Genomic DNA, 20,920 nt, shown 5'->3' on the forward strand with positions numbered 1-20,920 from the left:
GAATGATGAATTCATCATATCAAGGTGATGCAAGACCCTCCCCGACGCCTGGCAAACGATAGGCTTGAACCCATGACTATCAATCCGGACCTGCAGGGCCGCAGCTACCCCGCCGCAGAGGTTTACGACGTTGGCCGCGAGAAGATCCGCGAGTTCGCCCGCGCGGTCAAGGCCACGCACCCAGCCCATTTCGACGTCGAGTCCGCCAAGGCCCTGGGGCACCAGGACCTGGTGGCCCCACCCACGTTCGCCATCATCATCGCCCAGCGTGCCGATGCCCAGCTGATCGAGGATCCGGATGCCGGCATCGACTTCTCCCGGGTGGTCCATGCCGACCAGCGCTTCATCCACCACCGCCCCATCTTTGCCGGCGACCGCCTGGTTGCCGAACTGCACGTTGACGGTGTCCGTGCCATGGGCGGCGGGGCCATGATCACCACCCGCCAGGAAATTTTCGCCCTGACCGACGGCAACGGGTCGCGCGAGGCAGTCGCCACCACCACGTCATCCATTCTGGTCCGCGGAGAGGGACAGTAACCATGAGCCCCAGCTTCCACGAACTCAGCGCCGGGCAGGACATCGGCAGCCGCACCATCGAGGTCACCCGCACTGACCTGGTCAAGTACGCCGGCGCGTCCGGCGACTTCAACCCCATCCACTGGAACGAAGCCTTCGCCACCGGCGTGGAACTGCCCGGCGTCATCGCGCACGGCATGTTCACCATGGGTGCCGCCGTGCAGCTGGTGACCGACTGGGCAGGCGACCCCGCCGCCGTCGTCGATTTCCAGACCCGCTTCACCAAGCCGGTCCTGGTCACGGACACCACCGGAACCACGGAGCCCGGGGCCACTATCGAGGTCAGCGGCACCATTGGAAAGCTCGACGCCGATGCCGGCACCGCCCGCATTGACCTCACCGTGGTTGCCGCGGGTCAGAAAGTTCTGGTGAAGGCCCAGGCCGTCGTCAGGCTTTCATGATCCTTTGACCGTTGCTGCCGGCCGTGATGGTGATGCTGGTGGCCACCTTTCCTGCCCTTGCCGGTGGCCGGAAAGGTTGCCTGGCCTTCCCCTAAGTTAGGGTGGATAGGTGACTTCCACCTTGCTTTCTGCCCTGACCACGGCCGCCGTCGGAGGCCCCGCCGGCAAGTATATTGAGGCCAGAACCGAGGCTGAGATCATCGAGGCCGTCCGCATAGCTGACGCTGCCGGCGAACAGGTCCTCATCATCGGCGGCGGCTCCAACCTCCTGATTTCCGACGACGGATTCCCCGGTACCGTGGTCAGGATCGCCTCGCAAGGGTTCACCGTCAACGCCGAGGATTCCTGCGGCGGCGTGGCGGTGGTGGTCCAGGCCGGCCACAACTGGGACGCGCTGGTGGAACACTCTGTACTGCATGCCTGGTCAGGCCTTGAAGCACTCTCCGGCATCCCGGGAGCCACCGGCGCCACGCCCGTGCAGAACGTCGGAGCCTATGGATCTGACGTCTCCCAGACCATCGCGGCGGTGCGGACCTGGGACCGGAGCCGGAACTCGGTCCAGACCTTCACCAACTCCGAGTTGAAGTTCGGCTACCGCGACTCCATCCTCAAACAGACCACTGACGAGGGCTCACCCCGCTACGTGGTGCTGACCGTGGAATTCCAGCTGCCCCTGGGCCGGATGAGCGCGCCCATCCGCTACGCCGAACTGGCCCGCTCACTGGGCGTCCAGGCCGGTAAGCGGGCGTACTCCAACGATGTCCGCCGGGAAGTCCTGCGGTTGCGTGCCTCCAAGGGTATGGTGCTGGACCCGGCCGACAGGGACACCTATTCCACCGGTTCCTTCTTCACCAACCCGATAGTCCCCGTGGACGTGGCGGCAACGCTGCCCGAGTCCGCACCGCAGTACCCCGCCGGAGCGGACGGGCTGGTGAAGCTGTCCGCCGCGTGGCTGATCGACCAGGCAGGGTTCGGCAAGGGCTATGGCCTGGAGGAGGACAGCGCCTCCGGTGGGCGGGCCGCACTGTCAACGAAGCACACGCTGGCCATCACCAACCGCGGCTCCGCCAGCGCAAAGGACATGCTGGCCATCGCGCGCGAGGTGCGCGCCGGCGTCGTCGAACGCTTTGGCATTGAACTGCATCCGGAACCGCTGCTCATTGGGCTGGCTCTCTAGCGTCAGCCAGCTTGAGTGGCAGGCGCCCGTCAACGGCGCCCATCAGCCGGACGTTCGCGGCCATGCCCAGCAGGGCGGCGGCCCAGCCAGTGAGCGCCAAATATGGACCCATAAACAGCCAGACCATGAGTCCCGGAAGCGCCGGGTTCGTAGCGGCAGCGAGGACGCAGGCTACCAAACCGATCACGGCGGTGGCCTGGGCGAAGATCCAGAGCAGCCGGCCGCTGACGGGATAGAGCTTCCAATCGCGCAGGATGCGGACCCGGCCGCGGCCCACCCGGATGCCGGGAAACAGTACGGCGTACCCTCCGCCCAGCGACAGGAACAGGGAGGGCAATAAGAGTTCCAGGGGTGCCTCGGCGCCGCTTCCTGCGGGCAGGAAACCCATGGCCGGGGCCAGGCCGATGGCCACGCCGGCCAGGACCGAAAAGCTCCCTGCCACCAGCCATATCTGTGTTCCGCGCGCGAACAAGTGCCACAAACTCCCCAAAGTCATGCTCCTACCCTAACGGTCCAGGTTCTACGATGAGGACATGGCAGCGAACCGCGTAAACCGCAAGGAGCTGGGCAGGCTCCGGCTGGCCTCTCAAGGATTGCTTGGCCCCGGACTTGGCACAGCAGAGGACGCGGTTCGCTGGATGACGGCCACCCAGGCTCAGGACCTGCAGGCAGCGCTCTGGGCCATCGGACTCCGAGTTCCGGGCGCAGGGTTGACTGACGTGCGCGCTGCACTGCACAGCGGCACTGTGGTCCGGTCCTGGCCGATGCGCGGCACGCTGCACTTCGTGGCTCCGGAGGATCTGCGCTGGATGCTGGGTCTCACCACTGAACGGCTGAGCCGCAGCGTCGCCGGCCGGCACCGGGAACTGGACATCACGTGGGCGGACATCGAGAAATGCCGCGACGTGGCCCTGGAACGGATCGCGGCCGGAGGTCCCCTGAGCCGGGTCGAAGTCTTCAAGGTGTTTGAAGCGGCCGGGCAGCCCACCACCGGCCAGCGCGGGATCCACATCCTGGGGACGTTGTGCCGGCACGCCTGGCTGGTTCAAGGACCATTGGCCGGGAATCAGCAGCTGCTGGTGGCGTTCGCTGACTGGATCCCGGTGTCGCGGGACCTTGAACAGCAGGAAGCGATCGCCGAGTTCATGCTGCGTTACTTCCGCAGCCACGGCCCTGCTACCGTCCGCGACTTCGCGTGGTGGACGCAGATTCCGCTGACCGACGTGCGGGCGGCGTTTGAGCTGGTCAGCGGGCAACTGGTGGAGCTGGAATTCGGGGGTGCCAGCTATTGGATGTCACCGGAGACTGCGTCAATGCTCGACGACGGTGTGCCCGGACCGCGGTCAGTCCTTTTGCTGCCGGGCTTCGACGAGATTCTGCTGGGCTACCAGGACCGCAGTCTCGTATTGGAGCCGGAGCACGCCAACAAGATCGTCCCTGGCGGCAACGGAGTGTTCAAGAAGACTGTTGTGGCCGGGGGAGAAGTGATCGGCACATGGGCGCGGGCCGGCACCAGCCGCAGCGCCGCCGTCGTGCCTGAACTCTTTGACGACGCCAAGCAACTCGGGCCCGCTGCGCAGGTGGCGTTCAGCAAGGCCGCCGAACAGTACCTCGAGTTCCTCAACACGTGACATCACACAGCAACGCGGGGTCACTTACGGCCCTTCCGCGGGTGCGGAATGGGCCGTAAGTGACCCCGCGTTGCTGTCTTGGCGGAGGGGAGTTACAGGTACCCGGTGGCGATGTTGAGCATACGGCGCAGCGGCTCGGCGGCGCCCCAGAGCAGCTGGTCACCCACGGTGAAGGCGCTGATGTATTCCGGGCCCATTTCCATCTTGCGGATGCGGCCCACGGGGATGTCCAGCGTGCCGGATGCGGCCACGGGGGTCAGGCCTGCCATGGAGTCTTCCTTGGTGTTCGGGATGACCTTGGCCCACTCGTTGTCCTCGGCGAGGAGCTTCTCGATCTCGGCCACGGAGAGGTCCTCGCGGAGCTTGAGCGTCAGCGCCTGCGAGTGCGAACGCATCGCGCCGATCCGGATGCACAGGCCGTCCATGATGATCCGGTTTTCGTCCGACGTGCCCAGGATCTTGTTGGTCTCAACCCCGGCCTTCCACTCTTCCTTGGACTGGCCGTTGCCCAGGTCCGCGTCGATCCACGGGATGAGGGAACCTGCCAGCGGCACGCCGAACTGGGTGGCGTCGATGTCGGTGCGCTGGTGGGCCAGGACCTTGCGGTCAATCTCCAGGATGGCCGACGCCGGGTCGTCCAGTTCGGAGCTGACCTCGGCGTTGAGTGTGCCGAACTGGCTGAGCAGTTCGCGCATGTGCCGGGCGCCGCCGCCGGAGGCAGCCTGGTAGGTCATGGACGTGCCCCATTCGACGAGGCCCTTCTTGAACAGCCCGCCGAGGCCCATGAGCATGCAGGAAACAGTACAGTTGCCGCCGATGAAGTCCTTGGTCCCGTTGACCAGGCCTTTGTCGATGACGTCGCGGTTGATCGGGTCCAGCACGATGATCGAGTCGTCGTTCATGCGCAGCGTGGAGGCGGCGTCGATCCAGAGGCCGTCCCAGCCACGGCTGCGCAGCTCGGTGTGCACGCGCTTGGTGTAGTCCCCGCCTTGGGCGGTGACAATAATGGGCAGCTTAGCCAGCGTGTCGACGTCGAACGCGTCCTCTAGCTTGCCGGCCGTGCCGGCGGCAGCTCCGGCAAAAGCCGGGGCGGCACCTCCCGCGTTGGACGTGGAGAAGAACACCGGGTTGATGTTGGCGAAGTCGCCCTCGTCCTGCATTCGCTGCATCAGGACGGAGCCGACCATGCCGCGCCATCCGACCAGGCCGACGGAGGGGGTAGCTGCTGTAGTCATTCGAACAGTTTAGACGCCGGAACGGGCAGGGCGCAGTCGGTTACGTCACTGCCGTGAGGGACAAACGCACGCCGCCGGACGGCCGCCGGAAAGTCAGCCGCGTTTGGTTTCCTCCAGCACCGCAGCTTTGCGGAGCCGCAACGCGTAGAAGGCGCCGAAGGCGAACACCTGCGTGACCACCACCAGGATGATGGCCCCGGCGATCTTGTTCCCGCCCAGGATCATGGTCAGGCCAACGATCGCAGACAGCAGCGCGAGCAGCGGCAGGAGCATGTATCCCAGTACGAACAGTGTTTCCGGTTTCTTCAGCATCTCAGCCCTGCGTCCTAATCCATTTGGTAAACCTGTAGCGCGTTCCGTTGGCTGCCGTCAGCCACCCATCCGGCGGGACGGACGCGGCCGCCTCCCAGGTCTCATCGAGCTCGGGAGCGAAAGTATCGCCGTCGGCCTCCATATCGATGGTGGTGACCACGGCAACGTTGGCCAGTTCGGTGGACTGCCGGAAGACTTCGCCGCCGCCCAGGATCCACACTGTCTCGCCGCCGTCGACGAACTGAGACTCGAGGAGGGCATCATCCAGGGAAGGGACCACGACAGCGCCCTCCGCCTCAGGCGAATCGCCCCAGTTTTTCTGCCGCGTGATCACAAGGTTCGTCCGGCCCGGCAGGGGGCGGTACTTGTCCGGGAAGGAGAGCCACGTCTTGCGCCCCATGATCACAGGGTGCCCCATGGTGAGGCGGTTGAAGTGCTTCAGGTCTTCGGGCAGGTGCCAGGGCATGTCGCCGTTTTTGCCGATCACGCCGCCGGACGTTTGCGCCCACACCAGGCCGACGCCGGTCACGGAACCGGCAAGCTCCTGCGCGAAGGACTGGGGGTCAGCTGCGTTCCCGGTGCTCATACGGCGATCGGGGCCTTGATCGTGGGGTGGTGCCGGTAACCCACCACCTCGAAGTCCTCGAGCGTGTAGTCGAAGATCGAGGCCGGCTTCCGCGTGATCAACAGCTGCGGGTATTCATACGGTTCCCGGTCCAGCTGCTTCAGGACTTGGTCCATGTGGTTCTCGTAGATGTGGACGTCGCCACCTGTCCATACAAACTCGCCGGGCTCCAGCCCCACCTGCTGCGCAATCATGCAGGTTAGCAAGGCGTAGGAGGCGATGTTGAACGGCACGCCCAGGAACATGTCCGCCGAGCGCTGGTAGAGCTGGCAGGACAATTTGCCGTCAGCCACATAGAACTGGAAGAACGCGTGGCACGGAGGCAGCGCCATGTCCTTGAGCTCAGAGACGTTCCACGCGGACACGATGTGCCGGCGTGAATCCGGGTTGGTTTTGAGGTTCTGCACGAGCTCGGCGATCTGGTCAATATGGCCGCCGTCGGGGGTGGGCCAGCTGCGCCACTGGACGCCGTACACGGGACCCAGTTCGCCTTCCGCGTCAGCCCACTCATTCCAGATGCTCACGCCCTGGTCCTGCATCCATTTCACGTTCGATTCGCCGCGCAGGAACCACAACAGCTCCACCGCCACGGACTTGAAATGCACGCGTTTGGTGGTGATCAGCGGGAAGCTCCGGCCAAGGTCAAAGCGCAGTTGACGGCCGAAAACACTGGTGGTTCCGGTGCCCGTGCGGTCGGATTTGTGCGTGCCATGGGCCAGGACATCGCGGAGGAGGTCTTCATAAGGCGTCGGGATGCTCACGGCTAAAGTCTACCGGGCCAAGCCCTGCCGACCCCGCAATGGTCCCGCGGCTGGCCTCAGCGTTGACCGCCAGCCGCGCATCGGATCAGCCCTTCCTCAGCTTGCCGCGGACCAGATCCAGCAGGAGCTCATCGGTGAGCCGCGCGTCGCGCCCGGCATTGACCAAAAGGTCGACGGCGGCAGTCACCGCTTCGGGCACCGGCCTGCCTGCCTGGCTGGCGCCGCCCGGTGCCGGCTGCGCTACGACGGTGCCGTTCCGCCGTCGGGATTCAATGAGTCCGGCAGCCTCAAGTTCTTTGTAGGCGCGGCCCACCGTTCCGGCGGCGATGCCCAGATCGGCCGCCAGGTTGCGGACGGTGGGCAGCCGGCTTCCGGCGGTGAGTGATCCGGTGGCAATCAGGGAGCTGATCTGCGAGCGGATTTGCTCATACGGCGGCGTGGCCGAGCGCAGGTCCACGGAGATGCCGGCGTTCACGGTACCCGTTCCGGCAGGGACCTGGCCGGGGCAGCTGGAGTGCGGGCAAACCCCTTGACCGGGATAACGGCGATCACCACTCCGGCGGCCGCGAGCAGCGCCCCTGCATTGACTCCCGGCTGCCAGGCGGCGGACCAGGTTGCGGCCGGCAGACCCAGCAGCGGCGGCCAGGCCTGGCTTGCCGTCATCAACAGAAGGCCGCTCTGGGCTGTGCAGCAGGCGGCGATCGTGCGCACCACTCGATGCACCGTGATGGCCCGCAGGGCGGCGTCCAAGCCGGTGATGCGGCTGGAAATGCTGCGACGCCGCCGGGCCGCAACAACCGGCAGGCTTGCGATGGCCGCGACCGCCGCTGTCGCGATCCCTGCGATCACCCAGCCCCGGGATGCTCCGAGCCCGGCGTCGTGAAGTTTCGACTCACCGGCAGCAGTCAGCGCGGTGATCGCGGCGAAGAGTACGACGGCGACGATCGCCGTGGTGAGTAAGGTCGGGCTCACCGCCTGCCGCGGCCAAGTCCTGGGCGCTCCGGTGGAGCCATAGTTGCGTTGCAGCAGGAGCTCTCCTGCCGCTGCCACCACCAGCACGGTTGCCGCCATCAGCGCAACCAGTATCACCGGCTGCCCCGGAAGATTGGCACCCAGAAGAAAGAATCCCAGCGCGGCGGCGATCAGCGGGGCCAGCCCCATGGCTGGCCCAAGGGACGCAACGAGACGGGTTGCCGGATGTGCGGCGGCCGCAGATTTCGCCACCCCTGTGCCGGCGCCTCCCTCGTCCGTGCTGGGCAGCTTGGGCGGCGCCCACGCCCACATGGCCAGGAGTACCACGAACGCCGCGAATCCGGCCGGGTTGGTCCAGCCGCTGACGCCGGCGGAAGGATCGGGCCGTGCAGCGAAGTTTCCCGCCACCGCGGCGAGCCCCGCGGCTATGGTTGCGACAGTTCGCAGGAGCCTGTTCATGGCGATGGTCCGCAGCAGATCGTTCTCCACCGAATCCAGGGCCTCAAGCTGCCGCCGGCGGCTGATGAGTGTCAGCACCAGGACGGTGCCCAGGGCCAGCACCAGCCAGCCGGCGCCGAGACAGGCAGCCAGGACCGAACCTTGGATACGGCCGTCCCCGCCGGCCCGGCTGAAGCCTTGGTTCCCGTCCTCCTGGCCGGTAAATGGAACGGCTTCATAGCCGGGCAGGGTGGCCACCCAGCCAAGATGGACAGCTGCGCCCGCGAAGACCGCCACCACCGTCCAGGTGAGGGCGCGCGGCAAGAAGTCCCGGACACGGCGGACCTCCAACGAGGCCAGCCTGCGGGGGAGCCGGGGTCCGGGATAGCTCAGCTGCCCCACGGCATGGACAGCGAGGCAGCCCAGGACCGGCCACGCCAGGGCTCCGAGGATGCTTGTTGGCGTGGCCAGAGGGGGAGAGGTGCTCCCGGCGGGAAGGATGCCGGCAGTACCGGCGGCCTGCAGGGAGCTCGCCAACCACCCGATCACACCGATCCACAACGAATGCTGGGAAACCGTCACAGCGTTGGTCCCGCCGCCCGGGGCCCTGATCACCCACCGCAGCAGCAGGTACAGGCCAGCGGCCAACAGGAATGGCCACAGCAGGGCCATGGGCGGCACAGTGTGGACTGCGATTTCGAAACCGTCGACGCCAGGCACATCATCCCCCAGATTTTGCGCATCAATGTACTAAGTATTTGATACAAAGATCTTCGGGTCAACAGGGAGAGGGCCTGGCGGCGGGGCGCTGAAACCTCAGTCGTCGAAGGGCTTGAACTGCTCCACGGCCACGATGCGCTGCTTGTTGCCGACGGCCACGTGGCACACCACCATCTCGCCAGGGGAAAGGTAAGGGTCGGAGTCCGGCAGGAGCGCGCGCATACGGCCCGGCATGTGCTTGCCCAGCTGGCCCAAAACTGTGGGCAGTGCAGGTCGGTGCGTGCAGATGGCGACGGGCTGTGCCTTCTCCAGGAGCGACTCGATGATGGCAGCGGTTTTTTTGGGCGTCCGGGCGTGCTTATGTTCTGTCAGCGCCTCCACCAGTTTGACCTTGGCCCCGGTCGCCCTCAAGTACGGCGCCACCGTTGACACGCAGCGCTGCCAGGGACTCGTCACCACGCGCGGCGGCTTCCAGGCCTGCAGCAGCCGGCCCACGGCCTGCGCCTGCCTGATTCCCGTCGCGGCCAGTGGCCGTTCACCCTCGGCTTTGGACCAGGACGAGCGAGGCTTGGCCTTTGCGTGCCGCACCACAATCAGCGGCCACGTGTTGAGGTCACCTCGGTCATGCGCGGCCCGCAGATACTCCAAGGGAACGACGTCGGTCGGGTTTGTCAGCAGACCGGCGGCCGTTTCAGGGGCGCACCAGACCACACGGTCCACTTCCTTGCCGTCAGGAACGAGGCGGGCACCGATGACATGGACCGCCCAGTAGTGGACCACCTTCAGCCCGGACGCCACGTGGTAGTGGATGGGCGGCAGCGGGATGCCCAGGGGCGCGGCAAGTCCGATCTCCTCCTGCACCTCACGCGCCGCGCATTCGGGAATGGTCTCGCCGGGGTCGAGCTTGCCCTTGGGCCAGGACCAGTCGTCATACCGCGGACGGTGGATCAGCAGGACTTCAAGACCATCCGAGTTGATCCGCCAGGGCAGCGCTCCGGCCGCGACGACGGCAACTGCCTCGCCGGGATGGTCTGTTTGGTCTGCTACGAGGATGTCGCTCGCCAACGCCGTAGCCCTACCGCCGGCTCAGGGTGCGCTGGCGGGTACGCGATGCCAGCAGCCAGGACTGGATGTCGTCGAGGTGGCTGCCGTCGTCGGCAATGTGGTGCCGGTTCCACATGCCCTGGTTATCCAGGTGCCAGCTGGCCGTCTCCGGATCCATGTAGCGCCGCAGCAGGTCAAGGACGTAGCGGATGTCGTCAGGATTGGACAGCTGTACCAGGGCCTCCACCCTGCGGTCCAGGTTCCGGTGCATCATGTCGGCCGAGCCGATGTAAACCACGGGATCGCCGCCGTTGGCAAAGGCGAATACCCGGGAGTGTTCCAGGAAGCGGCCCAACACCGAGCGCACGGTGATGTTGTCGCTGAGGCCCGGGACGCCGGGACGCAGCGAGCAGATGCCGCGCACAATGACGTCCACCATTACGCCGGCCTGGGAGGCGCGGTAGAGGGAGTCGATGATGGCTTCGTCCACCATGGAGTTGACCTTGATCTGCACCCTGGCGGCCAGCCCGGCACGGGCGTTGCGGATCTCAGTCTCGATGCGGTCGATCAGTCCGGAGCGGACAGAGCGGGGAGCAACCAGGAGCCGCTTGAATGTGGACTTGGGCGCATAGCCGGAGAGCTGGTTGAACAGCTTGGAAAGGTCCTCGCCCACCTGGTCGTTGGCGGTCAGCAGGCCAAGGTCCTCGTAGTAGCGGGCCGTGCGGGGGTGGTAGTTGCCGGTGCCGATGTGGCAGTAGCGGCGCAGCCCGTCCACTTCCTGGCGGACCACCAGCGACAGCTTGCAATGCGTTTTCAGGCCAACGATGCCGTAGACCACATGGACGCCCGCCTGTTCCAGCTTGCGCGCCCAGGAGATGTTGGCCTGCTCATCGAACCTGGCTTTGATCTCCACGAGGGCCAGCACCTGTTTGCCGGCCTCGGCGGCGTCGATCAGGGCGTCAACGATGGGGGAGTCGCCCGAGGTCCGGTACAGGGTCTGCTTGATGGCCTGGACCTTGGGGTCCGCGGCCGCCTGTTCCAGGAACGCCTGCACCGAGGTGGAGAAGGAGTCGTACGGGTGGTGGAGCAGAATGTCGCGGCGACGCATCGCCGAGAAAACATTGGCGGCCTTGGACGTCTCGGACTCGTTGAGGAACCGGGACGTGTGCGGCAAGTGCTTGGGGTAATGAAGGTCGGCACGGTCAATTCCGGCAATGACGGACAACCCGCGGAGGTCCAACGGAGCCGGCAGCGAGTACACCTCGGACTCTTCCACGCCGAGCTCACGGATGAGCAGGGCCCGGATATTCGGGTTGATGTCGTGGGTGACCTCAAGCCGGACGGGAGGGCCAAACCGGCGGCGCAGCAGTTCCTTCTCCAACGCCTGCAGGAGGTTCTCGGCGTCGTCCTCTTCCACCTCGAGGTCCTCGTTACGGGTGACGCGGAAGATGTGGTGTTCCAGGACTTCCATGCCGGCGAAGAGCTTGTCCAGGTGGACGGCGATGACTTCCTCAAGCGCGATAAAACGCGCCACGCGTCCCGCGACAGCCCCGGCCCGCGGCCCGTCGATGGAGATCAGGCGGGGAAGCTGGTCCGGAACCTTGAGGCGGGCGAAGAGTTCCTTGTCGCTCACCGGGTTGCGCACCACCACGGCCAGGTTCAGGGACAGCCCCGAAATGTAGGGGAACGGGTGCGCCGGGTCCACGGCCAGGGGCGTCAGGATCGGGAAGACCTTTTCGGCGAACATGGCGCTGAGCTGCTGCTTGGCGGCGTCGTCCAGTTCGTCCCAGTGCATCAAGTGGATGTGCTCATAGGCCAAGGCAGGGCGGATTTGCTCGGCGTAGACCTGCGCATGGCGCTGCTGGAGGCGGTGGGCTTCGTCACCGATCTTCTCCAGGACCTCCACCGGGCTAAGGCCGGCAGGGGAGGGCACAGCGAGGTTCGTGGCGATGCGACGCTTCAGGCCTGCCACCCGGACCATAAAGAACTCGTCCAGGTTGGACGCGAAGATGGACAGGAATGCCACGCGTTCCAGCAGGTGGAGGGAGGGATCTTCGGCGAGTTCCAGGACGCGGGAGTTGAACGCCAGCCAGCTGAGCTCGCGGTCCAGGAAACGGTCCGGCCGGATGTCCCCTTCGGGCACCAGGTTGGGCGCAAACTCGGGGATGTCGATCCGGTCCTGTGTTGCACGCGAGGCAGGGACCTCAGACGAGCCGAAGCGCGCGCGCACCGGCACTGAAGCGCCCTCGGACGTGACTGTTCCGGCGGGTTCCGGTTTCATGGTCTCTCCTCTTACCTGGCGCTTGATGCTGGCCCTCGGCCGGCGCGGTTCTCTACCAACCTTACAATCATTCAGCGTCCGCGAGCCCTAGATTTCGGCCCATCCGAAGCCCTTAGTCACGCGAGTGGGCTATCTCACCCGGGCTACCTCAAGCGGAAGTCAGCGGGCCGTACATCACGTCCATATCCCAGCGTGTGAAGCCCAGGCCCCGGTACAGGGAAACAGCCGCGGTGTTGTCGGCATCTGTGTAGAGCATGACGGCGTGAAGCCCCAGGCCCTGCAGATGCCTGATGCCGGCCACTGTGAGCGCTTTGCCCAGGCCCATGCCCTGAGCCGCCGGTGTGACGCCCACCGCGTAGACCTCGCCGATCGCCGGGTGGGCGCCGTGGCGCGGATGCACCTTCGTCCAGTGGAATCCCAGCAGCCGGTCCTCGGTGTCCACCGCCAGCAGGAAGCCGGCCGGATCAAACCAGTCCTCGGCCATCCGGGCCTCCAGGTCTGCGCGGGACATGGAGCCCTGCTCGGGGTGGTGGGCAAAGGCGGCGCGGTTCGCAGCCAACCAGGCGTCCTCGTCTCTGCCCGGCACAAAGGCGCGGAGCGTGACGCCCTCCGGGAGGCCGGCGTCGGGCAGTTCCGCAGTGGCGGTAGTCATCCTCATTTTCCAGAGTTCGCGCACCGGACCGTAGCCGTAACGGGCGGCGAGGTCCGCGGCGGCCTCGTGGTTGCCGTGGGACCAGGCCTTCAGGCCGTCCAGGCCGCGCCCGGACTTGAGCGCGCTCACAAGGCGGTCCGCCACGCCCTGGTTGCGATAGCTCGGATGCACGGCAATCTCCAGCACGCCGCTGCCGTCCGCTTCCTCCACAACAACCGCAAACCCGGCCAGGTCCTGGCCAGAGGAGGGGTCGGAATCTTCGTCCGGCGCGTAGAGCGCCAGGGTCAGGAGGGAATGCTCTGCAGCGTCCCCTGCGCGGAGCGACACCACCGTCTGTTCGGACAGCGAGGGGTTGCCGTCAGATTCCTCGGCAGCGGCCAGGAGCGCCACGCAGTCCTTCAGCAGTTGTTCCTCCACGCCGCCGTGGACAACAAGGACGGGCCATTTTTCCGGGTGCGCAGGACTCATGAAGCTAGGCTATACGCCCCGGCCGGGAGGCGCTCCGATTTGATGGCCCACGGACAGGCACGTATAGTCGTTATCTCACCCGCCGGTCACGGCGGGAACGAGGGGGATCCACCAGTGGGGTGGCCTCGATACGTTCGACCCGTATGTCCTCCACCAAAAAAGCTTCACTAATACAGGAATAGCCCCGGACCACTGGTCCGGGGCTATTCCTGTATTAACGGATTCCAGGTTTGAACGGTGTCAGGCTTCCGTCAGCTCGTCTTCCTGCTGCCGCACCAGAGTCAGGCGGTAGCCCACGTTCCGGACCGTGCTGATCAGGTTTTCGTGGTCGGCGCCGAGCTTGGCACGCAGCCGCCGGACGTGGACATCCACGGTGCGCGTGCCGCCGTAGTAGTCATAGCCCCAAACCTCGGTGAGCAGCTGCTGGCGGGTGAAGACGCGGCCGGGGTGCTGGGCCAAATATTTGAGGAGTTCGAATTCCTTGAACGTCAGGTTCAGGGGCGCTCCGTTGACGCGGGCCGTGTAGCTCGCTTCATCGATGACCACGCCTGCCGCGCGGATCTCCGTGGGGGCGTCATCCTTGTCCGGAACGGCCCGCGCCACGGAGAGCCTGATGCGGGCTTCCACTTCGGCGGGACCGGCTGAATCGAGCACGATGTCATCCACGGCCCAGGCTGAGGAAACAGCAGCCATGCCGCCCTCGGTCAGGATCAGGACCAGGGGTGCGCTCAGGCCGGTGGCTTTCAGCAACTGCGTGAGGGAACGGGCGCCCACCAGGTCCTTGCGGGCGTCGAGAAGCACAATGTCACAGGGATCTGTCTCCAGAAGTGCTGTGGGTTCCGCGGCGAGGATGTGCACGCGGTGGTTCAGCAATTCCAGGGCAGGCAGAATGTCTACCGAAGAACCGGTGCTGTTCGTCAATAACAGGATGTGCGACATTGTTCCTCCAAGGGGCGTCCGCGCATCTTCGGGCGACTGAACCGGGTTTTCACCGGCCGGTACTATCTCACTGCAGCTGACTTGGCCGGCAAGGAATCTATCCGACGGGCATCCGCAGCAGGAAGCGTAGCTGAACTTTGAGTATACCCACCGGCCTGCCGCACGGCATGGATTTCGCCCGTGCAAACCTTCGCTTTGCGACATATCCGGGTCATATAAGGCAGGATTGAGCCGTGGGGCAGAACGCCCTGACGCGGTAGGCAGAGCCGCCGGGTCCACAGCCAGAATTGGATGCCACGAATTGAGTGCAGAGTCGAAGCCGCCGCGACCCGGCCGGCCGGGTCCCCGATGACCGCCGACGTACAGGCCCCGGCAAAGTCCCTGGGCTCATGGGTCATCGGTGTTGTCGGCGTGGCGGGTCTTGTGGCGATCATCGCCGGCGTCTACGCCTCACGCGAGGCACTGGTCGGCGTCGCCGCGGTGATAGCTGTGGCCGTCGGCATCGGCTGGCCCCACTTCCTCCGGATCCCCGCAAAGAAGACCCTGGCTGCCGTCATCGCGCTGCCCGGCGTCGGAGCTGCGCTCGCCGCCGGCTTCGTCCCTGCCCCGGGTTTCCTGGACTGGACGCCTGCGTTCATGGCGCTGGGCATGATGTCCGTGTTTGTGGTGCAGCTCATCCGAGGCACCGGCCAGGCTCAGCGGCTTGAATCCACCCTGGGCTGCTGCGCGGGGGTGCTCCTCTCTTGCTTGGGTGCAGGCTGGATCGCCGGCGCGCGCTTTAACGGCGTGCGGGAGATGCTCCTGGTGGCAGCCATCAGCGCCGCCGTGGCACTGGTGGCCGGCCTGATCCGCTGGCCGGACAGCATCGTGGCCCCCCTCGGCATCGTGATGGCAGGACTTGCCGGGCCGCTCGCCGGCCTGGTCTTCTCCGACATTGCTGTTCTGCCGGCGGCGATCTTCGGCGTTGTGGTGGGCGCCGTACTGGTCAGCTTCCGCCGCCTCGTAACACTCCGCGGCGGGCCGCTGAATCTTTTGGCTGCGGTTAGCATGGGGCTTGCACCGGTTTCGGCCGTGGGCTCCCTGGCTTACTTCATAGACAAACTTCTCATCTACTAACCGGTTAGGATGGCATCATGTCCGTACTTGCATTTGAAATCTTCTTCCTTGTCCTGCTCGGCATCGCCAGCCTGTCCATGGCCTGGTTCGCCGGCTTTGTGGTTTACCGCCTCTTCAAAGGCCAGAAGTAAACCCCGTTCAACGAGCTAGCATTTTCCTGAGGTAATTGTCGTGCCTATCGAAATTCCTACAGACCTGACACCGGAACTTGTTCCGCTTTCCTGGCTCATTGGTGAGTGGGAAGGCAGCGGCCGGCTCGGCAGCGGGGACGAGGACTCGGAACACTTCTTCCAGCATGTGTCTTTCTCGCACAACGGCCTGCCGTATCTTCAGTACCGCGCGGAGAGCTGGTTAACTGACGACGACGGCACGCGCCTGCGGCCGCTGACAGTGGAGACCGGTTTTTGGGCGCTGGAGCGCAAACAGCTTGATGCCGACGGCGGACCAGGCCTGATTCCGGCCGATATTGTTCCCGCCCTCAAGAGCGCCGATGAAGTCGAAGCGCAGCGCAATAAAGACGGCGGGTTCGACATCTCGGTGTCTATCTCACATCCGGGCGGGATCTCTGAGCTCTACTACGGGCAGATCAAGGGCCCGCAGGTCCACCTCACCACCGACATGGTGATGCGCGGCAGCCATTCCAAGGACTACAGCGCCGCCACCCGGATCTTCGGCCTGGTGGACGGCAACCTGCTCTGGCGCTGGGACGTGGCCACCGGCGGAACATCACAGCCTGGCAAGGGTCTCGAAGCGCACGCCTCGGCCTTCCTGAAAAAGGTTTCCTGACGCCCTGCTGCGCCACCGATTCTCAGTAGACTTGGCATCCTGGGCAACACCGGCGAGTGAATCAAGGGAGCGTCATGGCAGCACCGCAGGACTCCACGGATTACAGCGACCTGAAGGCTGTGTTCTTCAATGGGACCCTAAAACGGTCGCCGGAGACCAGCAACACCGAGGGCCTGATCAACGTCAGCCGCCTCATCATGGAGAAGCAGGGTGTCAGCACCCGTGTGATCAGGACTGTGGATCACGACATCGCCAGCGGTGTCTACCCCGATATGACCGAGCACGGCTGGCCGTCCGATGCGTGGCCGGAACTGTACCCGGCTGTTGAAGAAGCCGACATTGTGGTGGTTGCCGGTCCCATCTGGCTGGGCGACAACTCCTCCCAGACCAAGAAACTGATCGAACGGCTCTACGCCCACTCCGGGCAGCTCAACAGCAAGGGCCAATGGGCGTTCTACCCCAAGGTTGGCGGCTGCCTGATCACCGGCAACGAAGATGGCATCAAGCACTGTTCCATGAACGTCCTCTACAGCCTGCAGCACGTCGGCTTCACCATCCCTCCCCAGGCCGACGCCGGGTGGATCGGCCCGGTGGGCCCCGGCCCGAGCTATCTCGACGAAGGCTCCGGCGGCCCCGAATCCGACTTCACCAACCGCAACACCACGTTTATGACCTGGAACCTGTTGCATTTCGCCCGGATGCTGAAGGACGCCGGCGGGATCCCCGCCTACGGCAATCTTCCTGAAGAATGGAAAGCCGGGACGCGCTTCGACTTCGAGAACCCCGAATACCGCTGACCGGCTGCCCGAGACCGGAATACCTACCCACCTAAGGACGTTCCCCCAAGTATGACTACACCCAGCCCCCTACTGTCGCGCCCCGGCGCCGTCGAGGCTACCGGCGCGGACGCCGGCGTCGCATCCCACTACGGCGAGCCCCTGCGTGAGCAGCGCGCCCTCGCCGCCGGTACCGCCGTCGTCGACCTCTCCCACCGCGGCGTGGTGACGGTCAGCGGTCCGGACCGCTTGACCTGGCTGAACACCCTGTCTTCCCAGCAGGTCACCGGCTTGCAGCCGGGGGAGTCGAGCGAGCTGCTGTTGCTGAGTATCCAGGGCCGGATCGAGTTTGACGCCCGCGTAGTGGACGACGGCGGGACCACCTGGCTGGTTGTTGAGGCCGCCGAGGCTGCACCGCTGGCTGCGTGGCTGAACAAAATGAAGTTCATGCTGCGCGTCGAGATCACTGACGTCTCCGCAGACTGGTCTGTACTCGGGTCCACAACGACTGTGGAGGAATGGTCCGGACTGCTGGCCTGGCGGGATCCGTGGCCGCATGTCGGCGCCGGCGGTTACTCCTATGCGGTTGTTCCGGAAGAAGGGCACCCCGGGCTGGAGCGGCCCTGGATCGAGTATCTGGTGCCGGTCGCCGAACTTGAGGAAACCCTGGCCGACCGCCCACTCGCCGGTGTAATGGCGGCCGAAGCTCTCCGCATCGCTGCGTGGCGCCCCAGGCTGGGGGCCGAAACCGATGACAAAACCATTCCGCACGAACTGGACCTGCTCCGCACCGCCGTGCACCTCTCCAAGGGCTGCTACAAGGGACAGGAGACCATCGCCCGCGTGCACAACCTGGGCCATCCGCCGCGGCGCCTGGTGTTCCTGCAGCTGGACGGCTCGCAGCACACCATGCCAGCTCCCGGCAGCCAGGTCATGCTCGGCGAGCGGAGGGTGGGGACAGTGACGTCCGTTGCCCAGCACTACGAAATGGGCCCGGTGGCGCTGGCCGTCATCAAGCGGTCCGTCGCGCCGGATGAAATGCTGACAGTGCTGGACGGCGAGGAGCCTTACATCGCTGCCCAGGAAGTAATTGTTGCCCCCGATGCCGGCCAGGTAGTGGGGCGCCAGACTGGATTCCTGAGGGGGACCCGCTGATGACCGAGAACACCGCAACCGGCGCCGCTTCACCCGACGACGCCAAAGCCGACGCCTCAACGCCTGACGACGAGGCCGTGGCGTTGGCGCACCGTCTCTTCGAGGCGGCCCGGGAGGGGGACACCGGGCTGCTTCGTACCTATCTGGACGCCGGGGCTCCGGCCACGATGACCAACGCGGCGGGTGATTCCCTGCTGATGCTGGCCGCCTACCACGGGCACGCCGAGACGGTGCAGCTGATCCTGGAGCACGGCGGCGAAGCCAATACGGCCAACGACCGCGGCCAGACCCCCTTGGCCGGTGCCGCATTCAAGGGGTACGTGGACGTGTCCCGCGTGCTGCTGGACGCCGGTGCGGATCCCGACGCTGGCAGCCCCTCCGCCCGGGCTGCCGCGCAGATGTTCGCCCGCGCGGACATCCTCGATCTGCTGGGGTAGCGTTTCCACACTGAGTCACCATTGGCGCTCCACCATAATCAGAGGAATTGCATGGAAACTGTAGCCAAGCCTTGGCTGGCCTTATGGTCGTTGGTGGTGGGATTCTTTATGATCCTGATCGACACCACCATCGTGTTCGTGGCTAACCCCAGTATCGGAAAGGCGCTCGACGCCGACATCACGGCCGTTGTCTGGGTTACCAGCGCGTACCTGCTGTCCTACGCCGTGCTCCTGTTGATTGCCGGGCGTCTGGGGGACCGGTTCGGGCCGAAAAGGGTCTACATTGCGGGTCTGGCGGTATTTACACTCGCGTCCCTGTGGTGTGGGCTGTCCGGCGACATAGCGATCCTCATCCTGGCCCGGACCGTTCAGGGAGTGGGCGGTGCCCTGATGACGCCTCAGACCATGGCGGTGATTACCCGCATCTTCCCCCCGGACCGCCGTGGCGCGGCCATGGGGCTGTGGGGCGCCACAGCGGGCATGGCCATCCTGGTGGGGCCCATCCTCGGCGGTGTCCTGGTTGACTCCCTAGGCTGGGAGTGGATTTTCTTCATCAATGTGCCCATCGGCATCATGGCGTTCCTGCTGGTGATGCGTAACGTTCCGGAACTGAAAACGCACAGTCACTCCTTCGATGTGGTGGGGGTGCTCCTGAGCGCCGTTGCCATGTTCCTGATCGTCTTCGGGATACAGGAAGGCCAGACGTACAAGTGGGGGACCATTGATGGCGGCCCGTTCACGGTATGGGGCCTGATCATGGTCGGCGTTGTTGTGATGGCGGTTTTCATCGGCTGGCAGTGGTGGCTTGAACGGAGAGGCGGCGAACCCCTGCTGCCGCTTGGCCTGTTCCAGGACCGGAACTTCGCGCTGGGAAACGCGGGAATAACCGTTGTGGGATTTTCCATCACGGCCTACCCGTTGGCTTCCATGATTTTTTACCAGGTCGCATTGGGGCTGACTCCCACGCAGTCTGCCCTCCTGCTGATTCCGATGGCCGTCCTCACCGGTGCGCTGTCGCCCATAGTGGGCAAGCTGATTGACCGCGTCAATCCACGCTGGTTTGCAGTTGTCGGGATGCTGCTTTTCACCCTGGCCATCTACTGGACTTCGGTGCTCATGACGCCCGATACCCCTGTCTGGATGTTCCTTCTGCCGAGTGCGGTGCAAGGCCTGGGCATGGGCTGTATCTTCGGGCCGATCGCCAACGCCACCACGCGAAATCTCGCGCCACGCCAGGCGGGTGCCGGCTCGGGTGTTTTCAACACCAGCCGGCAGATCGGTTCGGTGCTGGGGGCGGCCGCCATGGCTGCATTGATTCAGGCCCGTATTGTGGCCGAATTCCCGCCTCTGCCGCCCGGACAGGCGGCGACCACTGACGGCTTTGGCGCGGCCCTGCCGCAGGCGCTGCACGCACCGTTCGCGACGGCGATGGGCCAGTCCGTCCTGTTGCCGGCGGCAGTGCTTCTTGTCGGCGCGCTGACAGTAGCGTTTTTCGCGAAGCCTCAGCCCATGCCCCAGCCCGGGAACGATGCTGAGGCGGAGGTCCCCGCGGCCGGCTGACAGGCAGGTCTTCTTTTCAGCTACTTGTCCCTGGCGACCCTGGCGACCCTAGCGGTGCGCCAGGTGCACGCTGGTCTGGATGCCGCCGGCGGACAGGCCCAGCTGCCGTGCCAGGGCCACCGCCCCGGTGTTGCTGACTTCGGCGCGCCACTGGACGGTGAGGCCCGCCGCGAGGGCCTCGTGGGCGGCGATGGATGCGGCGACGGAGCCCAGGCCGCGGCGCCGCCACTCGGGGTCCACCAGGACTCCCATCTGTGCGAGAAGTCCTTCCCATTCGCCGTAGGCGCCGCACGCCACCGGTAGGCGCCGCCCGTCCACCTCGTGGAGGATCGTGTACCGGTTCTCAAGGTCCGACAGGTGCACTTCGTTGACGTCATCCGGCGGGCAGAGGCCTTCGAGCTCGATCGCCTCCGGATTTCCGTGGGACACAGTGAGCTCTTCGGAGGGCTGGCGCAGGGGCAGGTCGTCGGCGAAGAACAACGCTGCCGCGCCGAGGCCGTGGCCTCCGTGGGACCGGGTCAGGGTCAGGAGCGTCACATGCTGGGCCATCTCCTCGTCCGGAATTTCCGCGGCCGCGTCAATGACCCATTGCGGTCCCACCAGCGCAGAACTTCCGAACAGCCTGACGAACTCCACAGTCTCTGCAGCGTCGTCCGCCCTGACCATCCGCTCGCCGGAACTCAGCGACGCAGCGAAAGCGCCGTCGTCGAGCCCCAAATGCCGGGCCCAAGCGAGCTGGATGATGGCGGCGGAACCGGGGTCAAGAGTCATGTCTCCAGCCTACCCAGCACGGGGAAGCGCGAACGGACACTTGGGGCCCCACAGCGGAGGGCCCCAAATGTCCGTTCGCGCTGAGAC

22 protein-coding genes are annotated in these 20,920 nt (G+C 65.5%); 10 read left to right on the top strand and 12 right to left on the bottom strand.

Annotation, left to right across the window (positions count from 1 at the left end; genetic code table 11):
- The first annotated feature begins 72 nt into the window (after window positions 1-72).
- The 3 genes from ACZY1F_RS10250 (at window position 73) to ACZY1F_RS10260 (ending at window position 2,154) form a co-directional block, all read left to right on the top strand.
- Window positions 73-537, top strand: coding sequence for an FAS1-like dehydratase domain-containing protein (locus ACZY1F_RS10250; protein WP_463941623.1), 465 nt, complete (start codon window positions 73-75; stop codon window positions 535-537).
- A gap of 2 nt (window positions 538-539) precedes the next feature.
- Window positions 540-977, top strand: a complete 438-nt coding sequence (locus tag ACZY1F_RS10255) for a MaoC family dehydratase (protein ID WP_463941624.1) — start codon at window positions 540-542, stop codon at window positions 975-977.
- Between the two features lie 109 nt (window positions 978-1,086).
- A complete protein-coding gene (locus tag ACZY1F_RS10260; protein WP_463941625.1) occupies window positions 1,087-2,154 on the top strand; it encodes a UDP-N-acetylmuramate dehydrogenase in 1,068 nt (355 codons plus the stop codon).
- Here ACZY1F_RS10260 and ACZY1F_RS10265 read toward each other — a convergent pair.
- Entirely contained in the window at window positions 2,135-2,650 is a 516-nt protein-coding gene (locus tag ACZY1F_RS10265) for a hypothetical protein (RefSeq protein ID WP_463941626.1), read from the bottom strand. The two genes, ACZY1F_RS10260 and ACZY1F_RS10265, sit on opposite strands and share 20 nt — an antisense overlap.
- 37 nt (window positions 2,651-2,687) lie before the next feature.
- Here ACZY1F_RS10265 and ACZY1F_RS10270 point away from each other — a divergent pair, with 37 nt between their 5' ends.
- Window positions 2,688-3,785, top strand: a complete 1,098-nt coding sequence (locus ACZY1F_RS10270; protein ID WP_463941627.1) for a winged helix DNA-binding domain-containing protein — start codon at window positions 2,688-2,690, stop codon at window positions 3,783-3,785.
- Between the two features lie 92 nt (window positions 3,786-3,877).
- On the opposite strand, the gene asd is transcribed toward ACZY1F_RS10270, so the two are convergent.
- The 10 genes from asd to ACZY1F_RS10320 form a co-directional block, all read right to left on the bottom strand.
- On the bottom strand, window positions 3,878-5,020 hold the full coding sequence (gene asd / locus ACZY1F_RS10275; RefSeq protein WP_463941628.1) for an aspartate-semialdehyde dehydrogenase: 1,143 nt from the start codon (window positions 5,018-5,020) through the stop codon (window positions 3,878-3,880).
- Between the two features lie 93 nt (window positions 5,021-5,113).
- On the bottom strand, window positions 5,114-5,332 hold the full coding sequence (locus ACZY1F_RS10280) for an NF038396 family protein (RefSeq protein ID WP_463941629.1): 219 nt from the start codon (window positions 5,330-5,332) through the stop codon (window positions 5,114-5,116).
- Window position 5,333: 1 nt separating this feature from the next.
- Window positions 5,334-5,918: a dihydrofolate reductase gene (locus ACZY1F_RS10285; RefSeq protein ID WP_463941630.1), complete on the bottom strand. Its 585-nt coding sequence runs from the start codon at window positions 5,916-5,918 to the stop codon at window positions 5,334-5,336.
- Entirely contained in the window at window positions 5,915-6,718 is an 804-nt protein-coding gene (locus ACZY1F_RS10290; protein ID WP_463941631.1) for a thymidylate synthase, read from the bottom strand. The genes ACZY1F_RS10285 and ACZY1F_RS10290 overlap by 4 nt, the downstream gene beginning before the upstream one ends.
- A gap of 85 nt (window positions 6,719-6,803) precedes the next feature.
- Window positions 6,804-7,193 (bottom strand): GntR family transcriptional regulator, encoded by a 390-nt coding sequence (locus ACZY1F_RS10295; protein WP_463941632.1) that lies wholly within the window; start codon window positions 7,191-7,193, stop codon window positions 6,804-6,806.
- Window positions 7,190-8,848 carry a hypothetical protein gene (locus tag ACZY1F_RS10300; protein WP_463941633.1) on the bottom strand — a complete coding sequence of 553 codons (1,659 nt, stop codon included), beginning with the start codon at window positions 8,846-8,848 and terminating at the stop codon, window positions 7,190-7,192. Before ACZY1F_RS10300 ends, ACZY1F_RS10295 begins: the two co-directional genes overlap by 4 nt.
- A 96-nt stretch (window positions 8,849-8,944) precedes the next feature.
- Window positions 8,945-9,913, bottom strand: a complete 969-nt coding sequence (locus ACZY1F_RS10305; RefSeq protein ID WP_463941634.1) for an NUDIX hydrolase — start codon at window positions 9,911-9,913, stop codon at window positions 8,945-8,947.
- 10 nt (window positions 9,914-9,923) lie between these two features.
- Window positions 9,924-12,173, bottom strand: coding sequence for an RNA degradosome polyphosphate kinase (locus ACZY1F_RS10310; protein WP_463941635.1), 2,250 nt, complete (start codon window positions 12,171-12,173; stop codon window positions 9,924-9,926).
- A 148-nt stretch (window positions 12,174-12,321) separates the two neighbouring features.
- A complete protein-coding gene (gene mshD, locus ACZY1F_RS10315) occupies window positions 12,322-13,293 on the bottom strand; it encodes a mycothiol synthase (protein ID WP_463941636.1) in 972 nt (323 codons plus the stop codon).
- A gap of 240 nt (window positions 13,294-13,533) precedes the next feature.
- Window positions 13,534-14,232: a winged helix-turn-helix transcriptional regulator gene (locus tag ACZY1F_RS10320; protein ID WP_056344481.1), complete on the bottom strand. Its 699-nt coding sequence runs from the start codon at window positions 14,230-14,232 to the stop codon at window positions 13,534-13,536.
- A 348-nt stretch (window positions 14,233-14,580) separates the two neighbouring features.
- On the opposite strand from ACZY1F_RS10320, the gene ACZY1F_RS10325 reads away from it, so the two are divergent.
- From ACZY1F_RS10325 to ACZY1F_RS10350, 6 genes are all read left to right on the top strand, one after another.
- Window positions 14,581-15,348 carry a permease gene (locus ACZY1F_RS10325; protein ID WP_463941896.1) on the top strand — a complete coding sequence of 256 codons (768 nt, stop codon included), beginning with the start codon at window positions 14,581-14,583 and terminating at the stop codon, window positions 15,346-15,348.
- Window positions 15,349-15,519: 171 nt separating this feature from the next.
- Window positions 15,520-16,134 (top strand): nitrobindin family protein, encoded by a 615-nt coding sequence (locus tag ACZY1F_RS10330; protein WP_463941637.1) that lies wholly within the window; start codon window positions 15,520-15,522, stop codon window positions 16,132-16,134.
- A gap of 74 nt (window positions 16,135-16,208) precedes the next feature.
- Window positions 16,209-16,931 carry a flavodoxin family protein gene (locus tag ACZY1F_RS10335; RefSeq protein WP_463941638.1) on the top strand — a complete coding sequence of 241 codons (723 nt, stop codon included), beginning with the start codon at window positions 16,209-16,211 and terminating at the stop codon, window positions 16,929-16,931.
- A gap of 51 nt (window positions 16,932-16,982) precedes the next feature.
- Entirely contained in the window at window positions 16,983-18,065 is a 1,083-nt protein-coding gene (gene ygfZ, locus ACZY1F_RS10340) for a CAF17-like 4Fe-4S cluster assembly/insertion protein YgfZ (RefSeq protein ID WP_463941639.1), read from the top strand.
- Window positions 18,065-18,502, top strand: coding sequence for an ankyrin repeat domain-containing protein (locus ACZY1F_RS10345; RefSeq protein WP_463941640.1), 438 nt, complete (start codon window positions 18,065-18,067; stop codon window positions 18,500-18,502). Before ygfZ ends, ACZY1F_RS10345 begins: the two co-directional genes overlap by 1 nt.
- Window positions 18,503-18,553: 51 nt before the next feature.
- Window positions 18,554-20,062, top strand: coding sequence for a DHA2 family efflux MFS transporter permease subunit (locus ACZY1F_RS10350; protein WP_463941641.1), 1,509 nt, complete (start codon window positions 18,554-18,556; stop codon window positions 20,060-20,062).
- A gap of 48 nt (window positions 20,063-20,110) precedes the next feature.
- Here ACZY1F_RS10350 and ACZY1F_RS10355 read toward each other — a convergent pair whose 3' ends face one another.
- Window positions 20,111-20,833 (bottom strand): GNAT family N-acetyltransferase, encoded by a 723-nt coding sequence (locus ACZY1F_RS10355; protein WP_463941642.1) that lies wholly within the window; start codon window positions 20,831-20,833, stop codon window positions 20,111-20,113.
- Between the last annotated feature and the right edge of the window lie 87 nt (window positions 20,834-20,920).

It is taken from the genome of Pseudarthrobacter xylosi (assembly GCF_055412765.1).